This is a genomic window from Pseudomonas sp. OV546 (genome assembly GCF_900116845.1).
Classification (GTDB): domain Bacteria; phylum Pseudomonadota; class Gammaproteobacteria; order Pseudomonadales; family Pseudomonadaceae; genus Aquipseudomonas; species Aquipseudomonas petroselini.
This window is the reverse complement of sequence record NZ_FPCE01000010.1, coordinates 24,739-50,063: the sequence shown is the minus strand read 5'-3', so window position 1 is coordinate 50,063 and position 25,325 is coordinate 24,739. Positions and strand designations below refer to the sequence as shown.

At 61.2% G+C, this 25,325-nt stretch carries 17 protein-coding genes; 6 read left to right on the top strand and 11 right to left on the bottom strand.

Features of this window, described 5'->3' with window-relative positions; genetic code table 11:
- Nucleotides 1-94: 94 nt before the first annotated feature.
- Complete coding sequence (locus tag BM403_RS21590; RefSeq protein ID WP_046035798.1) at nt 95-964, bottom strand: Tim44 domain-containing protein; 870 nt, start codon at nt 962-964, stop codon at nt 95-97.
- 237 nt (nt 965-1,201) lie between these two features.
- Entirely contained in the window at nt 1,202-3,385 is a 2,184-nt protein-coding gene (uvrD, locus tag BM403_RS21585; protein WP_015886602.1) for a DNA helicase II, read from the bottom strand.
- A 247-nt stretch (nt 3,386-3,632) separates the two neighbouring features.
- On the opposite strand from uvrD, the gene BM403_RS21580 reads away from it, so the two are divergent.
- From BM403_RS21580 to BM403_RS32265, 3 genes are all read left to right on the top strand, one after another.
- Complete coding sequence (locus BM403_RS21580) at nt 3,633-6,509, top strand: EAL domain-containing protein (RefSeq protein ID WP_043206077.1); 2,877 nt, start codon at nt 3,633-3,635, stop codon at nt 6,507-6,509.
- 158 nt (nt 6,510-6,667) lie between these two features.
- Nucleotides 6,668-7,534: a transcriptional regulator HexR gene (hexR, locus tag BM403_RS21575; RefSeq protein ID WP_093544725.1), complete on the top strand. Its 867-nt coding sequence runs from the start codon at nt 6,668-6,670 to the stop codon at nt 7,532-7,534.
- 271 nt (nt 7,535-7,805) lie between these two features.
- Nucleotides 7,806-8,003, top strand: coding sequence for a PA3496 family putative envelope integrity protein (locus BM403_RS32265; RefSeq protein WP_079444958.1), 198 nt, complete (start codon nt 7,806-7,808; stop codon nt 8,001-8,003).
- Here the strand turns inward: BM403_RS32265 and BM403_RS21565 are convergent.
- Nucleotides 7,933-8,907, bottom strand: a complete 975-nt coding sequence (locus BM403_RS21565; protein WP_015886600.1) for a LysR family transcriptional regulator — start codon at nt 8,905-8,907, stop codon at nt 7,933-7,935. The two genes, BM403_RS32265 and BM403_RS21565, sit on opposite strands and share 71 nt — an antisense overlap.
- Before the next feature lie 195 nt (nt 8,908-9,102).
- Between BM403_RS21565 and BM403_RS21560 the strand changes: the two genes are divergently transcribed.
- Both BM403_RS21560 and oadA read left to right on the top strand, forming a co-directional pair.
- Nucleotides 9,103-10,518 carry an acetyl-CoA carboxylase biotin carboxylase subunit gene (locus BM403_RS21560; RefSeq protein ID WP_003213442.1) on the top strand — a complete coding sequence of 472 codons (1,416 nt, stop codon included), beginning with the start codon at nt 9,103-9,105 and terminating at the stop codon, nt 10,516-10,518.
- Nucleotides 10,519-10,529: 11 nt separating this feature from the next.
- Nucleotides 10,530-12,338: a sodium-extruding oxaloacetate decarboxylase subunit alpha gene (gene oadA / locus BM403_RS21555; protein ID WP_015886599.1), complete on the top strand. Its 1,809-nt coding sequence runs from the start codon at nt 10,530-10,532 to the stop codon at nt 12,336-12,338.
- A gap of 76 nt (nt 12,339-12,414) precedes the next feature.
- Here the strand turns inward: oadA and BM403_RS21550 are convergent, their stop codons facing one another.
- The 4 genes from BM403_RS21550 to BM403_RS21535 all read right to left on the bottom strand — a co-directional run bounded on the left by BM403_RS21550 (nt 12,415) and on the right by BM403_RS21535 (nt 15,641).
- A complete protein-coding gene (locus BM403_RS21550) occupies nt 12,415-13,710 on the bottom strand; it encodes an autotransporter outer membrane beta-barrel domain-containing protein (protein ID WP_093544722.1) in 1,296 nt (431 codons plus the stop codon).
- A 158-nt stretch (nt 13,711-13,868) separates the two neighbouring features.
- Nucleotides 13,869-14,549 carry a GNAT family N-acetyltransferase gene (locus tag BM403_RS21545; RefSeq protein WP_093544719.1) on the bottom strand — a complete coding sequence of 227 codons (681 nt, stop codon included), beginning with the start codon at nt 14,547-14,549 and terminating at the stop codon, nt 13,869-13,871.
- A 10-nt stretch (nt 14,550-14,559) separates the two neighbouring features.
- On the bottom strand, nt 14,560-15,006 hold the full coding sequence (locus BM403_RS21540; protein WP_093544716.1) for a GNAT family N-acetyltransferase: 447 nt from the start codon (nt 15,004-15,006) through the stop codon (nt 14,560-14,562).
- The gene (locus tag BM403_RS21535) at nt 15,003-15,641 is read right to left on the bottom strand and encodes an FMN-binding negative transcriptional regulator (protein WP_093544713.1); all 639 of its coding nucleotides are present in this window, start codon (nt 15,639-15,641) and stop codon (nt 15,003-15,005) included. The genes BM403_RS21540 and BM403_RS21535 overlap by 4 nt, the downstream gene beginning before the upstream one ends.
- Before the next feature lie 87 nt (nt 15,642-15,728).
- Between BM403_RS21535 and BM403_RS21530 the strand changes: the two genes are divergently transcribed.
- Nucleotides 15,729-17,279 carry a MocR-like pyridoxine biosynthesis transcription factor PdxR gene (locus BM403_RS21530; RefSeq protein ID WP_093544711.1) on the top strand — a complete coding sequence of 517 codons (1,551 nt, stop codon included), beginning with the start codon at nt 15,729-15,731 and terminating at the stop codon, nt 17,277-17,279.
- On the opposite strand, the gene BM403_RS21525 is transcribed toward BM403_RS21530, so the two are convergent.
- The 4 genes from BM403_RS21525 to BM403_RS21510 form a co-directional block, all read right to left on the bottom strand.
- On the bottom strand, nt 17,249-21,919 hold the full coding sequence (locus tag BM403_RS21525) for a dermonecrotic toxin domain-containing protein (RefSeq protein ID WP_093544708.1): 4,671 nt from the start codon (nt 21,917-21,919) through the stop codon (nt 17,249-17,251). The two genes, BM403_RS21530 and BM403_RS21525, sit on opposite strands and share 31 nt — an antisense overlap.
- 134 nt (nt 21,920-22,053) lie before the next feature.
- Complete coding sequence (locus tag BM403_RS21520) at nt 22,054-23,145, bottom strand: polyamine ABC transporter substrate-binding protein (protein ID WP_064053211.1); 1,092 nt, start codon at nt 23,143-23,145, stop codon at nt 22,054-22,056.
- A complete protein-coding gene (locus BM403_RS21515; protein WP_093544705.1) occupies nt 23,142-24,176 on the bottom strand; it encodes a histone deacetylase family protein in 1,035 nt (344 codons plus the stop codon). Before BM403_RS21515 ends, BM403_RS21520 begins: the two co-directional genes overlap by 4 nt.
- A 133-nt stretch (nt 24,177-24,309) precedes the next feature.
- A complete protein-coding gene (locus BM403_RS21510; protein ID WP_093544702.1) occupies nt 24,310-25,302 on the bottom strand; it encodes an AraC family transcriptional regulator in 993 nt (330 codons plus the stop codon).
- Nucleotides 25,303-25,325 lie beyond the last annotated feature (23 nt).

Sequence of the window (25,325 nt, the reverse complement as noted above, 5' to 3'; positions counted from 1 at the left end):
TTTTATACAGTAGCTCGCTATAAGTGCAACCGTGAAATAGAAAACCCCGGACAGGTCCGGGGTTTTTTGTATCTGCTTGCTAAGCGCGCAGGGATCAGCCGTTCTGGCGGATACCGGCGACCAGCCAAGGCTGGTTGTCGCCCTGGGCACGTTCCATGTTCCAGCTTTCGCTGAACACTTCGCCCTGGTCGAAGCGCGAAGTCTTCGATACACCGCTGAAAGTCAGGGTGGCGATGGTCTTGTCGGCGCGATCATCCACACCTTCCAGCTGTACGCGCAGGTCGTCGATGTAGGTCGACTGGAACGCGTCGCCCAGGTCGGCACGTTCGCGCTTGAGGAACTCCAGCAGTTGCGGGGTCACGAACTCGGAGATCTTGTCCATTTCGTTGGCGTCCCAATGCTGCTGCAGGGACTGGAAGTGGCTGCGGGCCGCTTCGACGAAACGCTCTTCGTTGAACCAGGCCGGTGCGTTGATCACCGGACGGGCCGCAGCAGGCGCTGCCGAACCACCGAAGATCGAACCCATGGCTGGTTTTTGCTCGAACACTTCACGCTGCATTGGCGCGCCAGCGGGAGCCAGATGCTCCTGCTGCTTGCGGCGACGGGCAGCGATGAAGCGGAAGATCAGGAAGGCGATGACCGCCATGATCAGGATGTCGAAGATCTGCATGCCCTGGAAGCCGCCGCCCATGAACATGGAAGCGAGCAGGCCACCGGCGGCGATACCGGCCAGAGGGCCCAACCAGCGCGAAGCACCGCCAGCCTTGGCAGCGGCGCCTGCAGCACCGGCTGCGCCTGCGGTAGCCGCAGCACCGCCGGCACCGGCGGATGGGGCCATTTGGCTGGTCTGGTGAGTCGGTGCCGAGCCCATGCTTTTGCCGCCACCAAAGCGCTTGGCGTTGGCGTCGATGCTCATCGTCAGGCCGATGCACAACGCCATGGCGATGCTAAGAAAACGTTTCATAAAGGGAATTCCCATTTGTGGATTGCACGCGCGCCATGTTGCACAGGTGTAGTGACAGTGGCTAGCGACATAATGTTTCGGGCTTTTGCGTAGGACCGATTCAGAATGGTCTGTAGGACTTATTACAGATATTGGCCCGCGCTCGTCTAAAACAAGGGCGGGCCCATCATCTTCATGTAACGCAGTGTTTCATGAGAGGGGCTGGTTGGGGTGAGGGAGCAAGCTCCCTCGCCACAGTCAGATGGCTTCGAGCTTCGCGTAACCCATCATCAGCCACTTGCTGCCTTCGGCGAAATTCACCTGCACCCGCGCCTGGGCACCGGCGCCTTCGAAGTTGAGGATCACGCCTTCGCCGAACACCGAATGCCTGACCTGCTGGCCAAGGCTGAACTGGGTTTCCGGAATCTCGGAACCGGCGAACATACTGCTGGAGTTCTGCTGCTGACCTCCGCCGAACGGGCGGCTGACGCTGTTGGACAAGCGCACTTCCTGGATCAGCCCCTTCGGCACTTCACGTACGAAACGCGACACCTTGTTGTAGGTCTCGCTGCCGTACAGGCGTCGGGTCTCGGCGTAGGTCATCACCAGGTTCTGCATCGCGCGGGTGATGCCCACGTAGGCCAGGCGGCGCTCCTCCTCAAGACGGCCCGGCTCTTCCAGGCTCATCTTGTGCGGGAACAGGCCTTCTTCCATGCCCACCAGGAACACGTACGGGAACTCCAGGCCCTTGGCGCTGTGCAAGGTCATCAACTGGATGCTGTCTTCATGCTCATCGGCCTGGGTATCGCCGGCTTCCAGCGACGCATGGCCGAGGAAAGCGGCGAGCGGGGTCAGCTCTTCGTCTTCCTCGGTGTTTTCGAACGCACGGGCGGCGCTGACCAGTTCCTCAAGGTTTTCTACCCGGGCCTGGCCTTTCTCGCCCTTTTCCGCTTCGTGGTAGGCAATCAGCCCGGACTGCTCGATCACGGTCTGGGTCATCAAGTGCAGAGGCATTTCCGCGCACTTGGCGGCGAGGTTCTCGATCAGTTCGACAAACACACCCAGCGCCCCGGCGGCGCGGCCGGTCAGGCCTTTATTGGCGATCAGCAAGCGCATGGCTTCCCACATCGACACATCGGCATGGCGCGCGTGGTCGCGAATGGCTTCGACAGTCTTTTCGCCAATGCCACGGGCCGGGATGTTGATCACCCGCTCCAGCGCCGCATCGTTGCCGCGGCCTTCCAGCAAGCGCAGGTAGGCCATGGCGTTCTTGATCTCGGCACGCTCGAAGAAGCGCTGGCCACCGTAGATGCGGTACGGGATGCGTTCGCGCAGCAAGGCTTCTTCCAAGACCCGCGATTGGGCGTTGGAGCGATACAAAATGGCGATATCGCTGCGCGCCAGGCCGGTTTTCAGTGCACTTTCGATGGTTTCCACTACGTAGCGCGCTTCATCGTGCTCGTTGAACGCGGCGTACAAGTTGATGGCTTCGCCTTCGCCACCGTCGGTCCACAGCTCTTTGCCCAGGCGCCCGGTGTTGTTGGCGATCAAGGCGTTGGCCGCCTTGAGGATACCGGCGGTGGAGCGGTAGTTCTGCTCCAGGCGGATGGTGACGGCGTCCGGGAAGTCTTCGGAATACTGGTAGATGTTCTCGATTTTCGCGCCACGCCAGCCGTAGATCGACTGATCGTCGTCGCCCACCACCATCAGGCTGTCGCCACCTTTGGCCAGCAGGCGCAACCAGGCGTACTGCACGGCGTTGGTGTCCTGGAACTCGTCCACCAGAATGTGGCGGAAGCGTTTCTGGTAATGGGCCAGCAAACCCGGGTTGTCGCGCCACAGGTCGAGGGCGCGCAGCAGCAGCTCGGAGAAGTCGATCACCCCGGCGCGTACGCACGCGGCCTCGTAGGCTTCATAAATGCTGCGCATGGTGGCCAGGAACAAATCGCCGCTGGCCTGGATGTGCTGCGGGCGCAGGCCTTCGTCTTTCTGGCCGTTGATAAACCATTGGGCCTGGCGCGCCGGCCAGCGCTGTTCGTCGAGCCCCAGTTCGCGGATCACCCGCTTGACCAAGCGTTGCTGGTCATCGCTGTCGAGAATCTGGAAGGTCTGGCTCAGGCCCGCTTCCTGCCAGTGCGCCCGCAACAGGCGGTGCGCCAGGCCGTGGAAGGTGCCTACCCACATGCCGGCCGGGCTGATGCCCATCAACTGCTCGATGCGGTGGCGCATCTCGGCAGCGGCCTTGTTGGTGAAGGTCACCGACAGGATGGAATGCGGGGACGCGTTCTCGACCTGGATCAACCAGGCGATACGGTGCACCAGCACTCGGGTTTTACCGGAGCCAGCACCGGCCAGGACCAACTGACGGCCAACGGGGGCGGCTACGGCCTGGCGTTGGGCATCGTTGAGGGAGTTCAGCAAAAGAGAGAGATCATCGCGCATCGGCGCATTCTATGGCCCACGGGGGAGTGGGGCAAATACCAATGCCGGGTGGTCGACGGAAAACAATCAGGGTGATGACCGGTTGGTCAATGGCCACAGCCCGCGCAGCGTCTCGCTCAAGCCGTCTGGCCCCGAAGTTTGCGGCGCATGAGCATGCCGTTTTTATGACGTAGAGCAGTTTGGCCCAAGCGTTTGCTTGTGTATGCTCCGTCGACGTTTCGGGCTCACCATTATAAGAACACTGCCTATGACCCTCAGCACCGACCTGTTTGGCCCCTCGGCGGCGCCCGCGCAGGTTCTTCGCAAACACTACGCCACCGAGATGGCGGTCGAGCGCACACGCCTGCTGTATCAGGGCTCGCTGCTGCCGACCCTGTTGATGTTGGTCAATGGCCTGGTCTGCGCCTGGCTGCTCTGGAACCCCAAGCAATACCTGTTGGACAGCATCTGGTTGGTCTGGCTGCTGGCCCTGGTGGCGATGCGCGTGATCCAAGTGGCCGCGTTTGATTCGGCCATGCCCAGTCGCCAGGCCCAGCCGGTGTGGCGGCGCATGTTCATGCTCGGTTCGGCGGTCAGCGGCCTGACCCTGGCCACCGCCGCCATCGCCCTGGTGCCGGCGGACAGCTTTATGCAGCAGGCCTGGGTGTTCGGCCTGATCGGCGCTGCGACACTGTCGGCCAGCGTGGCCTACGCCGTGAGCGTGCCGGCCTTTTTGTCGTTCGCCTTGCCGTGCCTGGTGCCGTCCATCATTTACCTGTTCTGGAGCGGTGACCCGCAGCAGCGTGGCTGGGGCGTACTCGGCCTGATCCTGCTGGCGTCCTTGAGCCTGGTGGCGTGGCAGGTCAATCGCCTGATCCAGCGCGGGCTGCTGCGACGCTTCCAGAACCAGGCGTTGATCGAACATCTGCAACAGGCACAGCAGCGCAGCGAGCAACTCAATCAGGAGTTGGTGCGCGAAGTCGAACAACGCCGCCAGGTCGAGCAGGAACTGCGCGAAGCCCAGGTCGGCCTGCAGGACCGCGTGGCACAGCGCAGCCAGGAGCTGGACGCTGCCAGCCTGGCGCTGAATAAAAGCGAGGCGCGCCTGGCCATGGCCCTGCAAGCCAGCGAGCTGGGCCTGTGGGACTGGAACCTGCAAACCGACGAAGTCCACCACACCCAGCTCAAGGAGCTGTTCGGCCTGGAGCCTGAGTACGTCACGGCGATGCTCGGTCACCTCAAGCCACGCCTGCACCCCGAAGACCTGCCGCTGCTCAAGCGTGCCCTGGTGGAGCACCTCAAGGGCCGCAGCGAGGACTACCAAGTGGAATACCGCGTGCGTCATGGCGATGGGCACTGGGTATGGATCGAAGACCGTGGCCGTGCCGTGGAGCGTGCGCCCAGCGGCCGCGTCACGCGCATGCTCGGTACACGCCGTGATATCAGCGCCAGCAAGGCCCTGGAGGAACAGCAGCGTTTGGCGTCGACCGTCTTTGAAGCCGCCAGCGAGGGCATTGTGATCCTCGACCCGGACTACGTGCTGATTGCCGTCAACCAGGCCTTCAGCCGTGTCACGGGCTTCGAAACCGACGACATGATTGGCCGCAATGTGGTGGAGCTGCCCAGCAGCCGCGATGCCCGCCGCCACTTTCCGGTGATCCGCCAGGCGTTGCTAAGCCACGGTACGTGGCAGGGCGAGTTGGTGGAGACGCGCAAGAACGGCGAGCTGTACCCGCAGTGGCTGCAATTGAATGTGGTGCGCGATGTTCGAGGAAAAGTCAGTCATATCGTGGGTTTCTTCGCCGATCTCTCGGCGCGGCGTGAGTCCGAAGAACGTATGCGTTACCTCACTCATTACGACGAGTTGACCGGGCTGGCCAACCGCTCGCTGTTCCGCGAACGGCTGCGCGAGGCTCACCAGCGTGTACGCCAAGGCGGGCGCAGCCTGGCGCTGCTGCACATCAATCTCGACCGCTTCAAGTTACTCAATGACAGCCTCGGCCATGAAGTTGCCGACCAATTGCTGCAAAAAATGGCGCGTCGCCTGATTAACGCTTTGCCCGAGGCCGACACCATTGCGCGTTTGTCCGGGGATGAATTCGCTGTGTTGTTCGACGCCTATGGCAACCTGTCGAGCCTGGCGCGCGTGGCCACGCGGCTGCTGGCCAAACTGCGGGTGCCGGTGACGGTGGAAGGGCATGAGTTGGTGGTCAGTGCCTCAATGGGTGTCAGCCTGTTACCGGACAATGCGCGGGAGATTTCCGCGCTGGTCAGTCAATCGAACATGGCCATGCAGCACGCCAAGCACTTGGGCGGCAATAACTTTCAGTTCTACACCGACAGCTTGCAAGCCAGCACCCTGGAGCGCTTGCAGCTGGAAAACCACCTGCGCAAGGCCATCGAAGAACGTCAGCTCTCAGTGTTCTACCAACCGAAGCTATGCCTGGCCACCGGCAAGCTGAATGCGGCCGAGGCGTTGATCCGCTGGGAGCATCCGCAATGGGGCATGGTGCCGCCGGGGGATTTTATCGGCCTGGCCGAAGAGACTGGCCTCATCGTGCCGCTGGGCGAATTCGTGCTGCGCGAGGCGTGCTGGCAGGCGTGTGAATGGCAGCGTCAGGGGCTGGCGCCGATTCGCGTGTCGGTGAACCTCTCGGTGCACCAACTGCGTCAAGGCAAGTTGGTCAGCCTGGTGCGCCAAGTGCTTGAGGAAACCGGCCTGGACCCGCAATACCTCGAGCTGGAGCTGACCGAAAGCCAGTTACTCGACAGCGTCGAACACATCATCGCCACCTTCCAGCAACTGCGCGACCTGGGCGTGAAGCTGGCCATCGACGATTTTGGCACCGGTTATTCGTCCCTCAGCTACCTCAAGCGTATCCCCGTGGACTACGTGAAGATCGACCAGACCTTTATTCGTGGACTCGGGCAGGGGCGTGAAGACGCGGCCATCACCCGCGCAATTATCGCCATGGCCCATGGGCTGGCACTCAAGGTGGTGGCAGAAGGTGTGGAAGACCAGCAGCAGCTGGATTTCCTGCGCGGTGAGCGGTGTGACGAAGTGCAGGGCTATTTGATCAGCCGGCCGATGCAGGCCGAAGGGTTGGCAGATTTGTTACGGAAAAATGCAGATTTTCCTGAGTGATGCCAAGGTCGCCCCTGTGGCTACAACTTGGCTGCCCTTAAATTCAAAGGCGGGCAGGGCGATTTAGTGACGCGTCGGACGGGCAAAACGGCAATTCTTGTAGTATAACTACAAGCTTGCTACATCCTTGGCCCTGCCCATAACAAGAGTCCTGTCCTTTGAACCTGTTGCAACATATCGCCCAGTCGCGCCACCTGTTACGCAAATCGGAACTCAAGGTTGCCGATCACGTGCTGCTTGACCCTGCGGCTGTGATGCACAGTTCCATGGCCGATTTGGCCCACAGCGTGGGCATCAGCGAGCCGACCATCGTGCGTTTCTGCCGCGCCATCGGTTGCTCCGGGTTCCAGGACTTGAAACTCAAGCTGGCCCAAAGCCTGGCCGCCGGTGCGAGCTTCGGGCAATTTGCGATCCATGAAGACGATTCCGTTGCCGATTTCAGCCTGAAAATCTTCGACACCACCCTGCACACCCTGATGGAAGTGCGCGAGAAGCTCGACCCGGTGGAGCTGCAGAAGGCCGTGACGGCCATGTCCCAGGCCCAGCGCGTTGAGTTCTATGGCTTCGGTGCATCCGGCGCAGTGGCGGCCGACGCCCAGCACAAATTCTTCCGCCTGCTGCTCACCGCAGCGGCCTACAGTGACCCGCACATGCAGGCCATGTCGGCGGTGACCTTGAAGCCCACCGATGTCGCCATCTGCATCTCGCAGTCCGGCCGCTCCAAAGACCTGCTGATCACCGCCAACCTGGTGCGTGAGAGCGGCGCTTCGTTGATCACCCTTTGCCCCAGCCAGACGCCCTTGGCGGAACTGTCCACGGTCAACCTGGCCATCGATGTGCATGAAGACACCGAGATCTACACGCCACTGACCTCGCGCATCGCTCACTTGGTGGTGATCGACGTGCTGGCCATGGGCGTGGCCATGGCGCGCGGGCCGAGCCTGGTCAACCACCTCAAGAGCGTCAAGCGCAGCTTGCGCAGCCTGCGTCTGTCGCCCAAATCCGTCAAAGCCCTCGACGACTGATTGCAGTTTTGCGTGTGGCGGGCTGTCGTGGTGAGCGGGCTGTTGTGGTGAGCGGGCTTGCCCCGCGCTGGGGCGCGAAGCGGCCCTAAAACAGGCCACCGCGTTTTATCTGAAGGAACGCGGTGGCCGGATTGGCGCCGCTTCGCAGCCCAGCGCGGGGCAAGCCCGCTCAACACGGATCAATGTTCACCCTTTTGTCATGCCTATGCCGCCAAACCGTAACTCCCCAAGGCCATCCTGTACTCCCCGTACTCGCATTGGGAGACTCCAAATGGCCCGGCCCTACGAAGACAGCAACAGCTCCGTCAAGACCCGTCGTCAACAGGAAGACCAGCGCCGCATGGCGTTCCGTCGCGCAATCGAAGACCGCTGTGATCAGCGCCAACTGCTCCAGAGCATCACGGACTACCCGGAACTCCACTGGCAGGCACCCGCGGCTGCCCAGCGAAGCGCTCAGCCAGCGCGCTGATCTGCACCCGCTCGCTGCGGATAAAGCCCAGGAACGCATGGGCCACTGGTGACAGGCGCTTGGCCTTGGCCTGCACCAGGCACCAGCTGCGGTACAGCGGCAGCTCTTCCACCGGCAGCTCCTTGAGCCCGCCGGTGGCCAATTCCATGTTGACCGCGTGACGCGTCAACAAGGCCACGCCCAGCCCGGCGCATACGCATTCGCGCTGCGCCTCGGCTGAGGCGACTTCAACCGTCTGGGTGAAGTGCACGCGTTTTTCCTTGAAATATTCCTCACAAGCCAGCCGCGTGCCGGAACCCGGTTCGCGCAGCAGCAGTGTGTAAGGTTCCAGGTCCTGCAGGCGCAGCGGTCCCTGAAGGCTGAGCGGGTGGTCGGGCGGTGCCACGGCAACGATTGGGTTGTTAAGGAACGGCAGGAACTCCAAGCCCATGTCCTGGGGCACCATCGACATGATCACCAGGTCGTCGCGATTGTCCGAAAGCCGGCGGATCACCTGGGCACGGTTAACCACCGTGAGGTGCAATTGCACTTCCGGATGCTGGCGCTTGAAGGCGGCAAACAGGTGCGGCACGAAATACTTGGCGCTGGACTCAATCGCCAGTTTCAGTTGGCCTTGCAACGAGCCCTGCATGTCCGAGAGCTGCATATCGAGGTTTTCCAGGCGCCCGAAAATATCCCGGCTGGCCCGTTGCAGGGCTTCGGCGGCCTCGGTCATGTAGAGCTTTTTGCCGACGTAATCGAACAACGGCTGGCCGATCAGCTCTTCCAGCTGGCGAATTTGTAGGCTAACGGCCGGTTGTGTGAGAGACATTTCCTCGGCCGCGCGGCTGTAGGAGCGCAAGTCACACACCTCATGGAAGATCTGCAACTGACGCAATGTCAGTCGCATCAATGACTTACGCATTTTTTAATCCTCTCGCCCCAGGCTGTGCGGCCAACTATAAGTCTTTACTTATGCACGACCCAATAATTATTGATTTTTGTTAATCCCTTGGCGGGCTTAGTGTGTGTCTCGCGACTGTCATGAAACATTTGGTCACGCGCCGACCCGGATTCATAGGGTCGAAGAACGCAGCAATCGGTTCAAGGGAATTTCCAAGTGATAAAAAAGATCCTGATCGCCAACCGTGGTGAAATTGCCGTACGAATCGTGCGTGCCTGCGCCGAGATGGGCATTCGCTCGGTCGCGGTCTACTCCGACGCCGACCGCCACGCGTTGCACGTCAAGCGTGCCGACGAAGCCCACAGCATCGGTGCCGAGCCCCTGGCCGGTTACTTGAACCCGCGCAAGCTGGTGAACCTCGCCGTGGAAACCGGCTGTGATGCACTGCACCCCGGTTACGGGTTCCTGTCGGAAAACGCCGAACTGGCGGACATCTGCGCCGAACGCGGGATCAAATTCATCGGTCCCTCGGCCGAAGTCATCCGCCGCATGGGCGACAAGACCGAAGCGCGCCGCAGCATGATCAAGGCCGGTGTGCCGGTCACGCCGGGCACCGAAGGCAACGTCGCCGACATCGCTGAGGCCCTCACCGAAGGCGACCGTATTGGTTACCCGGTGATGCTCAAGGCCACCTCCGGTGGTGGCGGTCGCGGCATTCGTCGTTGCAACAGCCGTGAAGAACTTGAACAAGCCTTCCCCCGTGTGATTTCCGAGGCCACCAAGGCGTTCGGTTCGGCGGAAGTGTTCCTGGAAAAATGCATCGTCAATCCCAAGCATATCGAGGCGCAGATCCTCGGTGACAGCTTCGGCAACGTGGTGCACCTGTTCGAGCGCGATTGCTCGATCCAGCGCCGTAACCAAAAGCTCATCGAAATCGCCCCAAGCCCGCAACTGACCCCGGAACAGCGCGCCTACATCGGCGACCTGTCGGTGCGAGCCGCCAAGGCCGTGGGCTACGAGAACGCCGGTACCGTGGAGTTCCTGCTCGCCGAGGGCGAGGTGTACTTCATGGAGATGAACACCCGGGTGCAGGTGGAACACACCATCACTGAAGAAATCACCGGGATCGACATCGTCCGCGAACAGATCCGCATCGCCTCGGGCCTGCCGCTGTCGGTGAAACAGGAAGATATCCAGCACCGTGGCTTCGCGTTGCAGTTCCGTATCAACGCCGAAGACCCGAAGAACAACTTCCTGCCCAGCTTCGGCAAGATCACCCGTTACTACGCACCCGGCGGCCCCGGCGTGCGTACCGACACGGCGATCTATACCGGCTACACCATCCCACCGTTCTACGACTCCATGTGCCTGAAACTGGTGGTGTGGGCGTTGACCTGGGAGGAAGCCATGGACCGCGGCCTGCGTGCCCTGGACGACATGCGCCTGCAAGGCGTGAAGACCACCGCCGCCTACTACCAGGAAATCCTGCGCAATCCGGAATTCCGCAGCGGCCAGTTCAACACCAGTTTCGTGGAAAGCCACCCTGAGCTGACCAACTACTCGATCAAGCGCAAACCCGAAGAGCTGGCCCTGGCCATCGCCGCCGCCATCGCCGCCCACGCAGGCCTGTGAGGAACATTCCAATGTCTAAAAAAATCTTCGTAACCGACACCATCCTGCGCGACGCCCACCAATCGTTGCTGGCGACCCGCATGCGCACCGACGACATGCTGCCGATCTGCGACAAGCTCGACAAAGTCGGCTACTGGTCCTTGGAAGTCTGGGGCGGCGCGACCTTCGACGCCTGCGTGCGCTTCCTCAAGGAGGACCCGTGGGAGCGTCTGCGCAAACTGCGCGCCGCGTTGCCCAACACCCGCTTGCAGATGCTGCTGCGTGGCCAGAACCTGCTGGGCTATCGCCATTACAGCGATGACGTGGTCAAGGCGTTCGTGGCCAAGGCTGCCGTCAACGGTATCGACGTATTCCGCATCTTCGACGCCATGAACGACGTGCGTAACCTGCGCGTGGCCATCGAAGCGGTGAAGGCTGCCGGCAAACATGCCCAAGGCACCATCGCCTACACCACCAGCCCGGTGCACACCGTCGAGGCGTTCGTGGCCCAGGCCAAGCAGTTGGAATCCATGGGTTGCGACTCGATTGCGATCAAGGACATGGCCGGCCTGCTGACCCCGTACGCCACCGGCGAGCTGGTCAAGGCACTCAAAGCCGAGCAAAACCTGCCGATCTTTATCCACTCGCACGACACGGCGGGCTTGGCCGCGATGTGCCAACTCAAGGCCATCGAGAACGGTGCCGACCACATCGACACGGCGATCTCCAGCTTCGCCTGGGGCACCAGCCACCCCGGTACCGAGTCGATGGTCGCCGCCCTTAAAGGCAGCGAGTTCGATACCGGCCTGAGCCTGGAACTGCTGCAAGAGATTGGCCTGTACTTCTACGCCGTGCGCAAGAAGTACCACCAGTTCGAAAGCGAATTCACCGCCGTCGACACCCGCGTGCAAGTCAACCAGGTACCGGGCGGGATGATTTCCAACCTGGCCAACCAATTGAAAGAGCAAGGCGCGCTCAACCGCATGGGCGAAGTGCTGGCCGAAATCCCGCGAGTGCGCGAAGACCTCGGCTTCCCGCCGCTGGTCACCCCGACCTCTCAGATCGTTGGCACCCAGGCGTTTTTCAACGTGTTGGCCGGCGAGCGCTACAAGACCATCACCAACGAAGTGAAGCTGTACCTGCAAGGCGGCTACGGCAAGGCGCCGGGCACCGTGAACGAGAAATTGCGTCGCCAGGCCATCGGCAGCGAAGAAGTGATCGACGTACGCCCGGCCGACCTGCTCAAGCCGGAAATGACCAAACTGCGCGGTGAAATCGGCGCGTTGGCCAAGTCCGAAGAAGACGTGCTGACCTACGCCATGTTCCCGGACATCGGGCGCAAGTTCCTCGAAGAGCGCGACGCCGGCACCTTGGCCCCTGAAGTGCTGTTGCCGATCCCAGAAGCCGGCGGCGTGGCGCGTGCCGGTGGCGAAGGCGTACCGACCGAGTTCGTCATCGACGTACACGGCGAAAGCTACCGCGTGGACATCACCGGTGTCGGCGTGAAGGCCGAAGGCAAGCGCCACTTCTACCTGTCCATCGACGGCATGCCGGAAGAAGTGGTGTTCGAACCGCTCAACGAATTCGTCAGCAGTGGCGGCAGCAAGCGCAAGCACGCCACCGAGCCTGGCCATGTCAGCACCGCGATGCCGGGCAATATCGTCGACGTGCTGGTCAAGGAAGGTGACGTGGTCAAGGCCGGCCAGGCCGTGCTGATTACCGAAGCCATGAAAATGGAAACCGAAGTGCAGGCAGCGATTGCCGGCAAGGTGACTGCCGTTCATGTGGCCAAGGGCGACCGGGTCAACCCTGGCGAAATCCTGATTGAAATCGAAGGCTGATCCAGCCTTCGACACGACCGTTTAATCCTCGGGGGGGCAGGTGCCCCCCTTTTTTTTCGTGCGCAATTTGGTGGGGTTAGAAGCTGATCTTCCACTGCCCCATCAAGCCCTGGTTGCGACTGTTTGTGCCGGCCTGCGCGCTGTAGGTCAGGCCGACGGTGTGTTGTGCCGACAAGGCGAGGTCGAGCCCGGCTTGCAGGTCGAGGCTATTGCGGTCCAGCGAGGTGCCGGTGACGGTGAAACCGTCAACCAGCCCCGGCAGGGCACGGTAGGATTGGCGGACCTGGCTGTCGACTCCGCCGTAGAGGTGTTTCCAGCCGGTGCTGAGGTGGGGGGTGAGGCTGATCTGGTTATCGAACCGATACACCGTTGCCAGGCGCAGGCCCAAGGTGGTGCTGAGGTTTTGTTGGGTTTGTGCGCCGACGTTCAGCGCGGTCAAGCCACCCGTTTCCTTGAAACTGTCGCGGTGGTAGCGCTGGAAACCGAGGCCGGCGAAGGGTTCGACGCTGAGGTCCGCGCTGCCCAGTTGATAGCCCAGTTCGGAAAACAGGGTTTGGCTTTGGGCGTTGTATTTGCCCTTGAGTTGCTCCTTGTAGTCCAGCAGGTTGACGTCGCGTTTGTTCTGCCCCGCGTGGTCGCTGTAGATCGCCCCCAGGCGCAGGCCTATCGGGCCGTCCTGGCGTACGGCGTAACCCCCCAGGTGCCAGCTGTCGAGGTCGCCAGAGAAGCGTTGGGTATTCAAATGGCTGGTGGATTTTGCACCCATGATGCCAACGCGCCAGGCGTGATCCAGTGCCCAGTCGGCGCCCAGCAACAGGCCGTCGATGCCATATTTCAGACCGGCGCTGCCGCCTTGCTTGTCGAGGCTGCCGTCGTTGCCCACACCTTGAATCCAGAAGTGGCCTTCGTCGTCAGCGGGCAGTGTGCGCAGGGTCGAGAGCAATTGGTTGCTGAGGTGCTGTGTGGTGTTTTGCGTTGCGCCGGCGAGGTTGGCGTTCTGGCTGCCGGCCAGTTGCTCAAGGCTGGCACCGATGCCGCCGGGTTGTTTCTCGAGGCCATCACCGAGCTTTTCAAGGGCTTTGATTTGCTCGGACGTCAGTTCCCCGGACTCCAGTAACCGAATCAATCCCGGCTCCAGCACCTTGGCCACTTGCAAGCCATTGCGCGAGGTCGCTTTCTGGGTGAGATAACCGTCGAGGGGCGTTGACTCGATCTCGGGCTCTACAGGAGGCCACGGATCGGGCTGCGCATCGTAGTAGGGATGCGGGTACGGCTTGTATTCGATATCGCCACGCGCATGCGCGGGTTGAAGGCTGGCAGTGCTGAGAGCAAGGGCAATGACGAGTGCGAATCTGTGGGGTGTAAAAGGCATGAAATCCCAACCTCTGATGAATGAGGCCGGGAATTTAGCGAGATGACGGGGCGATAACTGTCAGGTCATCGACCCCCAGTTTGCGGGAGTTTTCTCTAGTGCGGCGCGATTAAAAACGCATCGGCCAGCGGGCGATCAACGCGTGGCTCCCTCATTGATCAGAGGTGTTGGGACCGGCACTGCGCCAGTGACTTCACCTGCCCATCACCCTGCTGGTTCGCTTCCGATAACCACGCCTCAAAGCCCGCTGCAACCTGTGGCCATTCGGCGTCGATGATCGAGTACCACGCGGTATCCCGGTTCTTGCCTTTGACCACGGTGTGCTGGCGGAACACGCCTTCAAAACTGAAACCCAACCGCTCGGCTGCGTATTTGGAGCGGCCGTTGGCGTTGTTGCACTTCCATTCCAGGCGACGGTAACCCTGGTCGAACGCGTGCTTGGCCAGCAGGTAGACCGCTTCGGTGCTTTTTGGCGAGCGCTGCATGGCGGCGCCGAAGGTGACGTGGCCGATTTCGATGCGACCGTGGTCCGGGACGATCGACATCAGGCTGAGGATGCCCTGTACCTGGCCGGTTGCGCGGTCGATGACGCTGAAAAGATACGGGTCGCTGTGCGCGGCGTGATTGTTCAGCCAATCATTGAAGACGCTGCGTTCGGGGAATGGGCCGTAAGGCAGGTAGTCCCACAGCTTGGGGTCGGCACCGGGGCCTTGCAGGGCGTTGAACAGCTCATCGCCATGGCGGGCGGGGTCGAGTTTTTCCAGACGGATAAACCGTCCTTCCAGCCGTTGAACGGTGGGCGCCTGAACGCCTTTCCAGTCGGCGAGAGAAGTCGTCATGCTGCGCTCCTTAAAGACCTTTGCGAAATTGGATAAAGCCTGGACGTTCGGCAATGCGTTCGTAGAGTTGGATCGCTGTGGCGTTGGTCTCGTGGGTCAGCCAATGGACCTTGCAGCAACCGTCAGCCTTGGCGGTGGTGTAGACGAATTCGATCAGCTTGCGGCCCACGCCGGTGCCACGTTGGGTCGGGACGACCAGCAAGTCCTGCAGGTAGCACGAGTTCTCGATGCTCCAGTTGGAGCGGTGGTAGATGAAGTTGACCATGCCCACCGCCTTGTCGTCCTGCCAGGCCAGGGCCGAATGGGTGGGCTCGGTGGTGTCGATCAGGCGCTGCCAGGTGCTTTGGGTGACGGCGTCGGGCAACTCGGTGTTGTAGAACGTCAGATACGCTTGCCACAGCGGCAGCCAGGCGGCGTGGTCGGCGGCGGTGACTGGGCGGATGTGGATCTGGCTCATTCTGAGGCTCCTTGGGGCATAAAGCGGGCGAGGGTCTGGTCACGCACGTCGCTACTGGCGGCCAGGCCTTCGCGCACGCCGGCGATATCGGCCGGGCTGCGGTTCTGGCTGAGTTTGCGTTTGCCGATCAGGCGTTCGATCGGCAGGGCAAAGCCGACGATGGCGTTGAGCATGCTTTCAATGTAATCGGCCGGGGCATCGCTGACTTTCCAGGGCTGGGAGCGGTTGCCTTCATGGCGATCAGTGAGAGCGCTGACCACGTTGAGCAAACGCTCGGCGTCGGTAAACACCTCGGCCTTGCCATAGGCGTGCACCGCCAGGTAATTCCAGGTGGGCACCACTTTGCCGTGCTCGGCTTTGGCTGGGTAAAAGGCCGGGCTGATGTAGGCCTCGGCGCCTGCAAAGATCACCAGCGCTTCGCTGCCGTTCTGCAGGTCCCGCCACTGAGGATTGGCCTTGGCCAGGTGTCCGTAGAGCGTGCCATTGGCACCTTCATCGGGGTTGAGCAGCAGTGGCAAGTGGCTGGCTTGCAGGCCTTGTTCACCCACGGTCACTAACTGCGCCAGGCGGGTGTGCTGGATCAATTGGTGCAGTTCGGGCAAATCGTCGAGGGCGAAGGCGCGAGGTGTGTACATGGAAATATTCCTTGGCGAATGCCTGCATCCTAGGCAGGCTAATGGCTCGTTGTAAGAGCCATCTGGCACCAATTTCATAGGTCCAATATGTCGCCCATCTCTGCGCCGCTGTCATTCAACCCCGCCGGTATTGAGCTGGATCGCCGTCAGGGTCTGACTCGCCAACTGTATGACGCCTTGCGCCAGCGGGTGCTGGATGGACGACTGGTCAGTGGCACACGCCTGCCCGCCACCCGTGACCTGGCGGCGGCGTTGTCGATTTCCCGCAACAGTGTGGTACGCGCCTACGATCAGCTGTATGCGGAGGGGTTTATTGAAAGCCGGGTCGGCGATGGCACTTATGTCGCTCAATTGCCTACGGCAAAAAAACTATCCACAAAAGTATCCACAGGGTTGTCAACAGGCTTATCCCCAGCCTTATCCACAAAATGGGCTGATTTGCCGGAAGATCTGGACGATGAAGTTATCCACAGCGCGGGCTTGGCCAGGGTCAAAAACAACCACCTGGCCTTACCTCCCTCGGGTCCGCCTCGGGCATTCCGCGTGGGCGTGCCGGCCTTTGATCTGTTCCCCTTTGAGGTATGGGCCAAGCTGAATGGGGCATTCTGGCGCAAGCCGGACCTGGAACTGCTGTGCTATGGCGACCCGGCGGGTGACGGTCGCCTGCGCGGTCTGATCGCCGCTTACTTGCGCAGCTCACGGGGCATGCAATGCACCGCTGAACAAATAGTGATCACCAGTGGGGCGCAGCAGGCAATCAGCCTTTGTGCACAGTTGCTGGTAGAGCCGGGAGATGGGGTAGCGGTGGAAAACCCTGGCTACCGTGCGGCGGGGCATGCGTTCGCTTTGGCAGGCGGACGGTTGCACGGTGTACCGGTGGACAGTGAAGGCATCGATTGCCAGGTGCTCAACAGCCTGGGCGATTGCCGAGTGGCGTATGTCACGCCCTCTCATCAGTACCCGTTGGGTGTGGTGATGAGCCTGGCGCGGCGCCTCGAACTGCTGGCCTGGGCCGAGCGCACGGGCGGTTGGATCATCGAGGACGATTACGACGGTGAATACCGCTACAGCGGCGCGCCGCTGTCGCCATTGGCGGCACTGGACCGCAGCGGGCGCGTGCTGTACGTCGGCACGTTCGGCAAGGTGGCCTTTCCGGCCTTGCGCCTGGGTTACCTGGTATTACCGCCGGGCCTGGTCGACGCCTTTTCCCGGCGGCGCGCGGTGGATATGCGCCATTCAGAAGTCAGCACCCAGGCCGTGATGGCCGAATTCATGGCCGCCGGGCACTTCCAGCGACATATCCGGCGCATGCGCCGCGCGGCGTTGAGCCGACGCAACGCACTCCTGGCCGGGTGGCCGGGTGACCTCGACGGGGTCGCCAGCCTGCCCAGCGTTGCCGCAGGGCTGCACCTTACGGTACGCGTGGCCAGCCTGGCCCGTGAGCAACAATTGCTCGAGCAGGCCAAGGCTGCTGGTGTCGAAATCAACGGCCTGAGCAGTTACTGGCTGGCAGGCTCCAGCACACCGCCGGACCAGCGTGCGGGCCTCGTGCTGGGGTTTGCCGCGGTGCCAGAGGTTGCCATCGGCCAGGCCCTGGCGCGCTTGCGTCAGGCCTGGGGCTCTTCCACCGCCGGCTGAGGTGGCTTGCTTTTAAGGAACAGCATGCGCGCCAGTTGGGGGCTGATCTCACTGCGGTAGATACTGATATTGTTGCGGCTGGCGTCGTTCCTGCGCTCGTATTTTCCGCCCAGGCCGCGTTGGTCTGGGGTTTTCAGGTGGGCAGCGGTGAAGTTCTCCTCTGATCCTGTCAGCGCGTTGTAGTGAAAGTGGGCATACCACAACGTTTTCTTGGTTTGGATATCCACCACGGGATACTCCTGCAGGAAACCTGAGTGACGTCCGGTGAGCTTGATGCGCGCACCGGTGGGTGGGTTGATGGTAACCACCCCTTCCTTGAGCAACAGCTCGACATGAGCCGCGGTGGGTGGCCGTGTCTTGAGCATATGGATGCGGAGGCGCTTGCGTTCGCCCTGGAGCTTGCTGATCGCGGCGGCCAGTCGGTTGTTGAGCACTGCTGAGGGGTGTGTGGTGCTTTCTGTCAGATTGCTCAGGGTCAGTGCTTCTTCGATCTCCTGGCTGGCGTGCATCAGCTGTTCGATCCGGTTGCTGATACGCTCTTCAATGGTTACGGGCAGCCATCCCGCCTCTTTGGACAGCACTTCCGTGCGAGTGATAAAGGCATCAAGCGTGTCCAGCAGGGCCTGGCCGTGGGTCGTGCTCTGTTTAAGGTTGCGGGCCTGGGTGCGGCTGGTTGATCGCGCCGCGGGTGGTTGTTCAACCCACACGCCCGGCTCTTTTTCATGGAACGTGGCGATTACCTTGCCGGTCAGCGGCTCCTTTACCTCCACCAGCGCTGTGCTGCCTTCGGCGTCCGGCAGGCGTTCTTCGCCGATGACAATCCCCTTGAGATGCGTCTTGATGACTCTCTTCGTGACCCTGGACGAGGGGCGGGAAGGTCCAGGCATGGGTTCCAGGGTTTGGGCTTTGCGTTCGCGCAGCAGGCCGGTCAGTTCTCGCGTGGCGTTTTGGGCGAACTCATCGATTTGTTTGCGCAGATTGGCCAATGGGGTTTTTTGCAGGTCGTCGGGGAAGTCGGCCGGCAACTCCACCAGGTTCTGATCCACGCTTGCAAACTGGTCTACCAAGCTGTCGAGGGTTTCGATCAACTGGTCTTGAGTGGCTTCATTCTCCGGGTCCAGGGCGACTCGCAGGCTTTGCACTGCCAGCTCGGCGGTTTCGATAATGCGCGCAACCGCTTCCCTGGCCGCCGGCAAGCTCTCGGTTTTGGTCTCATTGAGGCATAGGAAGGTACTCAGGCTGATCTTGAACGCTTTGAGGTCAGTGAGGCTCACATTCGCCAGGCCGAGCCCATGAGTAGTGGCGAACCTGACACCCCTTTCACCGAGTTCCCGCATCTCCCTTAAAGGGGTCTCGATGAACGTCAGGCGTTCAATCATATCCTGGGTGACCTCATAGACTTTTTGATAGGTACTGAGGGGGAGTGTCGCCAGCGTATCGTCATCGGGGTCCATGTGCCCTTCGACAGAACGTAGCTGTTGTTGGAACCCGTCCAACTGTTCGTTGATGGCTGAGCGGGCCACGAAAATCTGGTTGGTCAGGTATTCGTACATCCCGTCCAGGTAATTGGGAACGGTGTCGATGATCTTCAGCGATTTGAGTTGGGAGATCGTTACGTCGAGTTCCTTGATGTGATTGTCCGCCTGGGCAAGGTAGGTGGTTCGAGCCGCTTCCTGGGCGTCCTCCGGCGTTGCGGCGATGGCCTCGCGCAGTGCCTCAAGCTCGCTGTGCCGTTGCATCAATTGCTTGTCAAAGCTATTTAACTGCTCGCGCAGGTCTTTTATTTTCGGCGGCTTGAGGCGCTGACCCTTTTGCCGCAGGCGGCGCAGCCCGCTGGCTTTCAATCGGAACCGGATGTCGATAAACCACTGGCCAGCACGGTTGCTGGTCAGCGGAAAGCCCGTTCGCTGTGACTGTTTTGGATCAACAATCAGGACTGAATCGTTTTCGTCCACATCAACCTCAAACCATCGAGTCCCAACCGGCGCATACCAGTGTTCCCCTGTGCTGTAGAGGTGCTTGTAGGCGGTGTCCTCCTTGTACTGTTCGCTCAGGGATGATGGCTTCTCGACCATGAGGGCATCCAGGATCGCTCCGAGATTGCGCCGGGACTGAGTCAGCGCGCCGCTGGCATGCAGCGTACCTTGATGGTCCGCCGGCAGCTCACCTGCCGTGATCGTCGGTTTTTGTATCAGGACCATGGCGGGTGGGGGCTTGGACGGTTCGGCGGGTTCTGACGGCTTGGGATGCTTGGAGGGCTCGGACGACTCGCCCGGCTCGGAAGAGGCGCGGGTTTCTTTTTCGATCGCCGCGCTGGGGCGTCGTTGTGTACTGATGTGCATCGTCAACACCATGCCCAGCGTCAGCAATATATCCACCCAGGCGGAGAGCTCGGCAGGTCGCTCGTTTATTTCTCTGGCATCCACTACATGTTGCAGATCATCCATCAATTGCCAGATCCAGGACGCTGCGCCGACGGTTTTCCCCATGAATGGCAGTGCCGCGGTAAAGATCTGCCAGCCCATGTGCTTCAAGCTTTCCCAGCGGCCCTCGGCATTGGAGACAGACTGGCGGTCGGCCAGGTTTGCCAATGCCGTGGCGTGAGTTTTGAACAGCGTCGCGAAATAGTCATTGCGCAACACCTCATTGCCGAAACGGATCGGCCCTGTCATCACCAGCGCATCGAGTGGGTCATTGAGCAGGCTGGTAAACACCCAGGGGGACGGCAGGGTGCCGGTGAATACGAACTGGCCGTAAGCGGTGCGCTCCTTGTCGGGCAACCAGGCGAGGATCGACTGGCGCAAGGTCGCTGATTGCTTGATTTCATAGAGCAGGTTGGCTTCAGAGGCGAACTCCATCAACGGCTCATTGCTCAGTGGTCGATAGAGCAGGCAAGGGCCGTTTTTCGGGGCTTGGGGGCCAATGATGAACATGTTGTCGACCGTATCCACGGCTGTCGTCAAGCGCCGCTTGGGGTACAGGGCCAGGGGGCGGATCACCACCGGGTAACCGTCTACCCGCTGCTTTTCAGTCTCCGTGTTCATCACGGCACACACGTAGCGATAACCCTGTTCGGTCAGGCCGTGAAGACCGCGAATCTTGTACTGCAAGGCCAGCAAGGGCAGTTGCAGGCGCAATTGTTCGGTGTAGAGTTTTTGCCGGCGCAAGGACTGCGCAGCGTCCTCCAGCAATTTGCTTTTGATCAGGGCGGGATAATGTTTGCCGATATCGACCTGGGTAATCAGTTTTTCCAAGTATTGCGCCGTCATCCAGGTGGGCGTCACCGTCCCGTTACGGTAAATCACGACCTTGTTACCCAACGGCAGGGCAATCAGGTTTTCCAGGGCCAGCTCGGTCAGCGTGAAGGTTTGCGTCTGGGTTTGGCCGGGTACGGCCAGCGTGCCCCAGACCACTGCGCTGGTCACGGCGATTTGCACGTTTTCCAGGTTGACGTTGGCAGCCTCCGGGTGGTCCTTGATCATCTGTGTGCGCAAGGCGTCGCGGGCAAAATCACCCACGGCGGGAATGTCATCCATATAGGTTTTGCCGTTCTCCTGCAGGTTCAAGGCCGCCAAGTCCATCATGTAACGACCATAGGCCGACTGGTCGGGTGACGAGGCCTGCTGCAACCATCCTGGCAGGGAGTCGCGAGCCCAGCCAAGCCGGGATTGATCCTGTTGCGTGAACGCGTGGAGTTCTTTCTTCGCACTGTCCGCCGGGGAAAGTGGCTTGATGTCCTCATCGTCAAAGGCAATGTGCCGCAGCGCTTCGATTTGCAGGCTGATCAGGCTGCTGGCCTGATACTCAAAGAAATTGCCCGATGGCTCGAACAGTCGCCAATGGATTTCGCGCCCCGCGAATAAATGGGGATGGGGCGCCAGGTATTCACCAAACGCCTTCATCGAGCTGAATTTTTTATAGCCGGTGGCAATCGAGTAACCGAGGATGAGCTCCCGTGTGCCCAACTGCCCGACCACCAGCGCCATAGAGGTCACATTGAGGTGTTTGCTGACGCTACCCGCTTGCTCATCCATATCAATCAGGTAGACGTGGGCGTCATAGTTGTCATGGGGCTGGCGCTGTGCGTATTCGGGGTAGTGAAAAACGTTCCTGGCCATGGCGCACTCATCGTCGTCCCAGTCATCGACGGTGTGTACATTCCAGAGGTTGCGCAGTGTGCGGGCCAACGTCTTCCAGCGTGGCCCGTTCTGGCCGCCGCTTTGGTTCCAGAAATCGAGCTGTTGTTCCTGGTAGGAGACAAACAGCAGGGGGGCCAACTCGTTGATCAACTGCGCGATACGGTCAACCTGGACGGAAACGTGGGTGTTTGCCTGCTCCTGGGTTTGATTGATCAGATAGTGCTCACCGTCGATCCAGGTCAGCGCGACGTTGGTCAACGCACTGCGCGCCAGTGCGCCGGCCAGCGATTGAAGGTGCGGAAGGTCGGGCACCACCTCACCGCTGACGCTTTGCCAGCGAGGGGTGACCAGGATGGCCAGGTTGGGGTCGATATCGAGGTCCGGGTATAGCTCGGCCAGCGCCGATCGTAAAGTCGCCGCCGCGACCTCCCGCAGGGAGGGGCCGGTGGCCAGTTGAGTCAGCAGATCGTTGGCGCTGGGGGACAGTGCAGTGTCATTCATAAGGGCATCCTGGCCGCAAGAAAGGGGCCGCTAGGGTGCGTAGCGGCGTTTTTCTCACAGTAAGGATGTTGCCCACTCGGCGAGCGGTAGTTAAGTCAAGGCCAACCCCTCAGGCCCTGCGGTGGACTCGGCGATCAGGTACCCGACTTGATTTTGGTCCAGGCCCTGGTCCTGGCGCGCTCGGCATCCCGGGTCAGCGGTTTCAAGGTGTACAGCGTGGCCATGGCCGCCTCGGTCGGGTACAGGTTCGGGTTGTTGCGAATCGACGGGTCGACCTGCTCGGTGGCGTCCTTGTTCGGGTTGGGGTAACCGACGAAGTCGCTGATGGGCGCGATCACGGCCGGTTGCAGTAAGTAGTTGATGAAGGTGTAGGCGTCCTGCGGGTTTTTTGCGCCTTTGGGAATGGCGAGCATGTCGAACCAGATCGGTGCCCCTTCCTTGGGCAGGCGCATGTCCACGGTGACACCGTTCTTGGCCTCTTTGGCGCGGTTGGCGGCCTGGGAGAAGCTGCCTGAGTAACCGACGGCTACGCAGATGTCGCCGTTGGCGATGTCGGCCATGTACTTGGAGGAATGGAAGTAGGTGACAGAGGGGCGGATCTTCAGCAGCAACGCTTCGGCTTTTTCATAATCCTTGGGGTTGCTGCTGTTGGGGTCCAGCCCCAGGTGCTGCAGGGCGAGGGGCAGGATTTCCGAGGGGGAGTCCAGCAGCGCGACGCCACATTGCTTGAGCTTGCTGATGTTTTCTTCCTTGAAGATCAGGTCCCAGCTGTCCACCGGCGCATCGGCGCCCAGCGCGGCCTTGACCTTGTCCGGGTTAAAGCCGATCAGGATGGTGCCGTACATGTAGGGCACGGCGAATTTGTTACCGGGGTCGTTGGCTTCGATCAGCTTCATCAGCTTGGGGTCGAGGTGGTTCCAGTTGGGTAACTGGCTGCGGTCCAACGGCTGGAATACGCCGGCCTCGATCTGCTTGGCCAGGAACACGTTGGACGGCACCACCACGTCATACCCGGAGTTGCCGGTGAGCAGCTTGGCTTCCAGCGCCTCGTTGGTGTCGAAAATGTCGTACACCAATTTGATGGCGGGGTTCTGCGCCTTGAAGTCCTCCAGCGCCTTGGGCGTGATGTAGTCGAACCAGTTATAGACCCGCAGGGTTTTTTCTTCGGCGTGGGCCACGCCGCTGATAACGGTGGCGCAGAGGATAAGTGACTTGAGCATGTTCATTGGGCAGCCCCTTCAAAACCTTCGAGAACATTGACGGCATTGATGCCGATTTCTTCCACCGCGTAGCCGCCTTCCATCACAAACAGCGTGGGTCTGCCCAAGTGGGCGATGCGTGCGCCCATTGCCAGGTAATCCGGGCTGTCGAGTTTGAATTGCGAGATAGGGTCGTCCTTGAAGGTGTCCACCCCGAGGGACACCACAATGATGTCGGCCCCATAACGTTCAATCTCGTTGCAGGCCTGTTCCAGTGCTGCGCTCCAGCGCTCCCAGCCGGAACCGGCGGGCAACGGGTAGTTGAAATTGAAACCTGCCCCCGCGCCGTCGCCCAGTTCGTCGGCATAGCCGAGAAAAAATGGAAACTCCGCCGCCGGGTCGCCGTGGATCGAGGTGAACAGCACGTCGTTGCGCGCATAAAAGATCGATTGGGTGCCGTTGCCGTGGTGGTAGTCCACGTCCAGGATCGCGACCTTTCGGTGGCCCTGGTCGAGAAACGCCTGGGCCGCAATGGCGGCGTTGTTGAGGTAGCAATAGCCGCCCATCAAGTCACTGGCGGCGTGGTGGCCCGGTGGCCGGCAAAGGGCGAAGGCACTGCGGGCGCCTTGCTGGATTGCTTGTTGCGCCGTCAGCGCCACTTGGGCCGCGCTATAGGCGGCTTGCCAAGTGCCGGCGGTAATCGGGGCGCCGCCGTCGAAGCTGTAATAACCGAGTTGGCCGTGCAGGCTGGTGGGCAATACGCGGCGCAAGGTGCGGGCCGGCCAGGTGTAGGGCAGCAGGTCGCCGTCCTGGCCGAACTCGGTCCAGCGTTGCCATGCACCTTTGAAGAAGTCGAGGTAGTCACGGCTGTGGATGCGTTGCAGCGGCGCCAGGCCAAAGTCCTGCGGGGCTTGGACGGCGCCCAGTTCACGGTCTTTGACCCGCTGCAGCACATGGTCGGCGCGCGAGGGCATTTCAAAGCAGGGCATCAGTTGCCCGTCCATCAGTTCACAACGGCCGTGGTGCAGGTGGTGATCGTCTGAGTAGATCGTCAGCATCTTGTTGTTCTCCGCAGGAGGTATCGGTGCCTGCAGTCTTGCTGGCGGCGGAGGTTATGAGAACGGCAAGAGCGGCCAAAAGGGGATAAATATGGCCAGATTTTCTGTCCGTAATTCGCCCCTCAATAGCGCGTCATGCGCGAAATTGGCTCGGTGCCACGCCGCTCCAGCGCACGAAGGCATGCCGGAAGCTGGCGGTCTCGCTGAAGCCCAGCTGCTCGGCAATCCGGTAGATGGGGCATTGGTCTTGCGCCAGCAATTGCTTGGCGCGTTCGAAACGCAGCTCATCCAGCAGTTCCTGATAGCTGCAGCCCAGGTCATGCAGGTGTCGGCGCAGGGTGCGCGGCGAACAGTTCATCTGTTGGGCCAGGCCATCCAGCCCGGGTGCGGCGTGCAGTTGCGCCGCGAGCAATTGGCGGATTCGCCCCAGCCAGGCTTCGCGCCCGGTGAATTCGGTGTTCTGTTTACGGCAGCGCTCGGCCATGGCCTGGTGGGTCACGCTGTCGGCCAGCGGCAAAGGCTGGGCGAGCCAGCGTTTGTCAAAGGCGAACGCATTGGCGGTGGCCTGGAACTGCAACGGGCAGTCGAAACTCTCGGCGTAGCGCGCTTGATAATCCGGTGCATCGTGCTCGAAGCGCGCGCCCAGCAAGGGCAGTGGATGGCCGAGCAGGTCGTCGCAAATGACCTTCAGCGACCCGAGACACAGCTCGACATTGAAGGCGGTCAGGGCCGGGTTATCGCGATAATCGCCCGCGGTGAACCAGATACGTCCGCCGTCCTCCTCCAGGCTCAGCTCGAACAGTGTTCCCAACAGCGCCGGATAACGCAGGGCCAGGCGCAAAGCGTCACCGAAAGTGGCACTCGTGAGCAGGGCATAGCCGAGCATGCCGTAGGACGATACATGCATGCGGCGCCCCACGATCAGGCCGATATCGCGCTGCAGAGCCACGGCATTGGCGCACACCTGCATCTCCTGATGCGTGGCGATGCGCGTGTCGGCGCGGCTCAAGTCCGCCGCGCAGATACCGCTGCCGGCCAGGAGCGTCTCGGCGGGCCAGCCTTCGGCCTTGAAGGTACTGAGTACCAGCGAGACCGCGTTGAGGGTCGTGAGGTGGGAGTGCAGCATGGGGGCTTCCAGCCAGGAGATGG

Bases quoted from the DNA above. Each gene is read 5' to 3' on its own strand.
- BM403_RS21590 (WP_046035798.1), bottom strand. From the start codon at position 964: ATGAAACGTTTTCTTAGCATCGCCATGGCGTTGTGCATCGGCCTGACG.
- uvrD (WP_015886602.1), bottom strand. From the start codon at position 3,385: ATGCGCGATGATCTCTCTCTTTTGCTGAACTCCCTCAACGATGCCCAA.
- BM403_RS21580 (WP_043206077.1), top strand. From the start codon at position 3,633: ATGACCCTCAGCACCGACCTGTTTGGCCCCTCGGCGGCGCCCGCGCAG.
- BM403_RS32265 (WP_079444958.1), top strand. From the start codon at position 7,806: ATGGCCCGGCCCTACGAAGACAGCAACAGCTCCGTCAAGACCCGTCGT.
- BM403_RS21565 (WP_015886600.1), bottom strand. From the start codon at position 8,907: ATGCGTAAGTCATTGATGCGACTGACATTGCGTCAGTTGCAGATCTTC.
- oadA (WP_015886599.1), top strand. From the start codon at position 10,530: ATGTCTAAAAAAATCTTCGTAACCGACACCATCCTGCGCGACGCCCAC.
- BM403_RS21550 (WP_093544722.1), bottom strand. From the start codon at position 13,710: ATGCCTTTTACACCCCACAGATTCGCACTCGTCATTGCCCTTGCTCTC.
- BM403_RS21545 (WP_093544719.1), bottom strand. From the start codon at position 14,549: ATGACGACTTCTCTCGCCGACTGGAAAGGCGTTCAGGCGCCCACCGTT.
- BM403_RS21540 (WP_093544716.1), bottom strand. From the start codon at position 15,006: ATGAGCCAGATCCACATCCGCCCAGTCACCGCCGCCGACCACGCCGCC.
- BM403_RS21535 (WP_093544713.1), bottom strand. From the start codon at position 15,641: ATGTACACACCTCGCGCCTTCGCCCTCGACGATTTGCCCGAACTGCAC.
- BM403_RS21530 (WP_093544711.1), top strand. From the start codon at position 15,729: ATGTCGCCCATCTCTGCGCCGCTGTCATTCAACCCCGCCGGTATTGAG.
- BM403_RS21525 (WP_093544708.1), bottom strand. From the start codon at position 21,919: ATGAATGACACTGCACTGTCCCCCAGCGCCAACGATCTGCTGACTCAA.
- BM403_RS21520 (WP_064053211.1), bottom strand. From the start codon at position 23,145: ATGAACATGCTCAAGTCACTTATCCTCTGCGCCACCGTTATCAGCGGC.
- BM403_RS21515 (WP_093544705.1), bottom strand. From the start codon at position 24,176: ATGCTGACGATCTACTCAGACGATCACCACCTGCACCACGGCCGTTGT.
- BM403_RS21510 (WP_093544702.1), bottom strand. From the start codon at position 25,302: ATGCTGCACTCCCACCTCACGACCCTCAACGCGGTCTCGCTGGTACTC.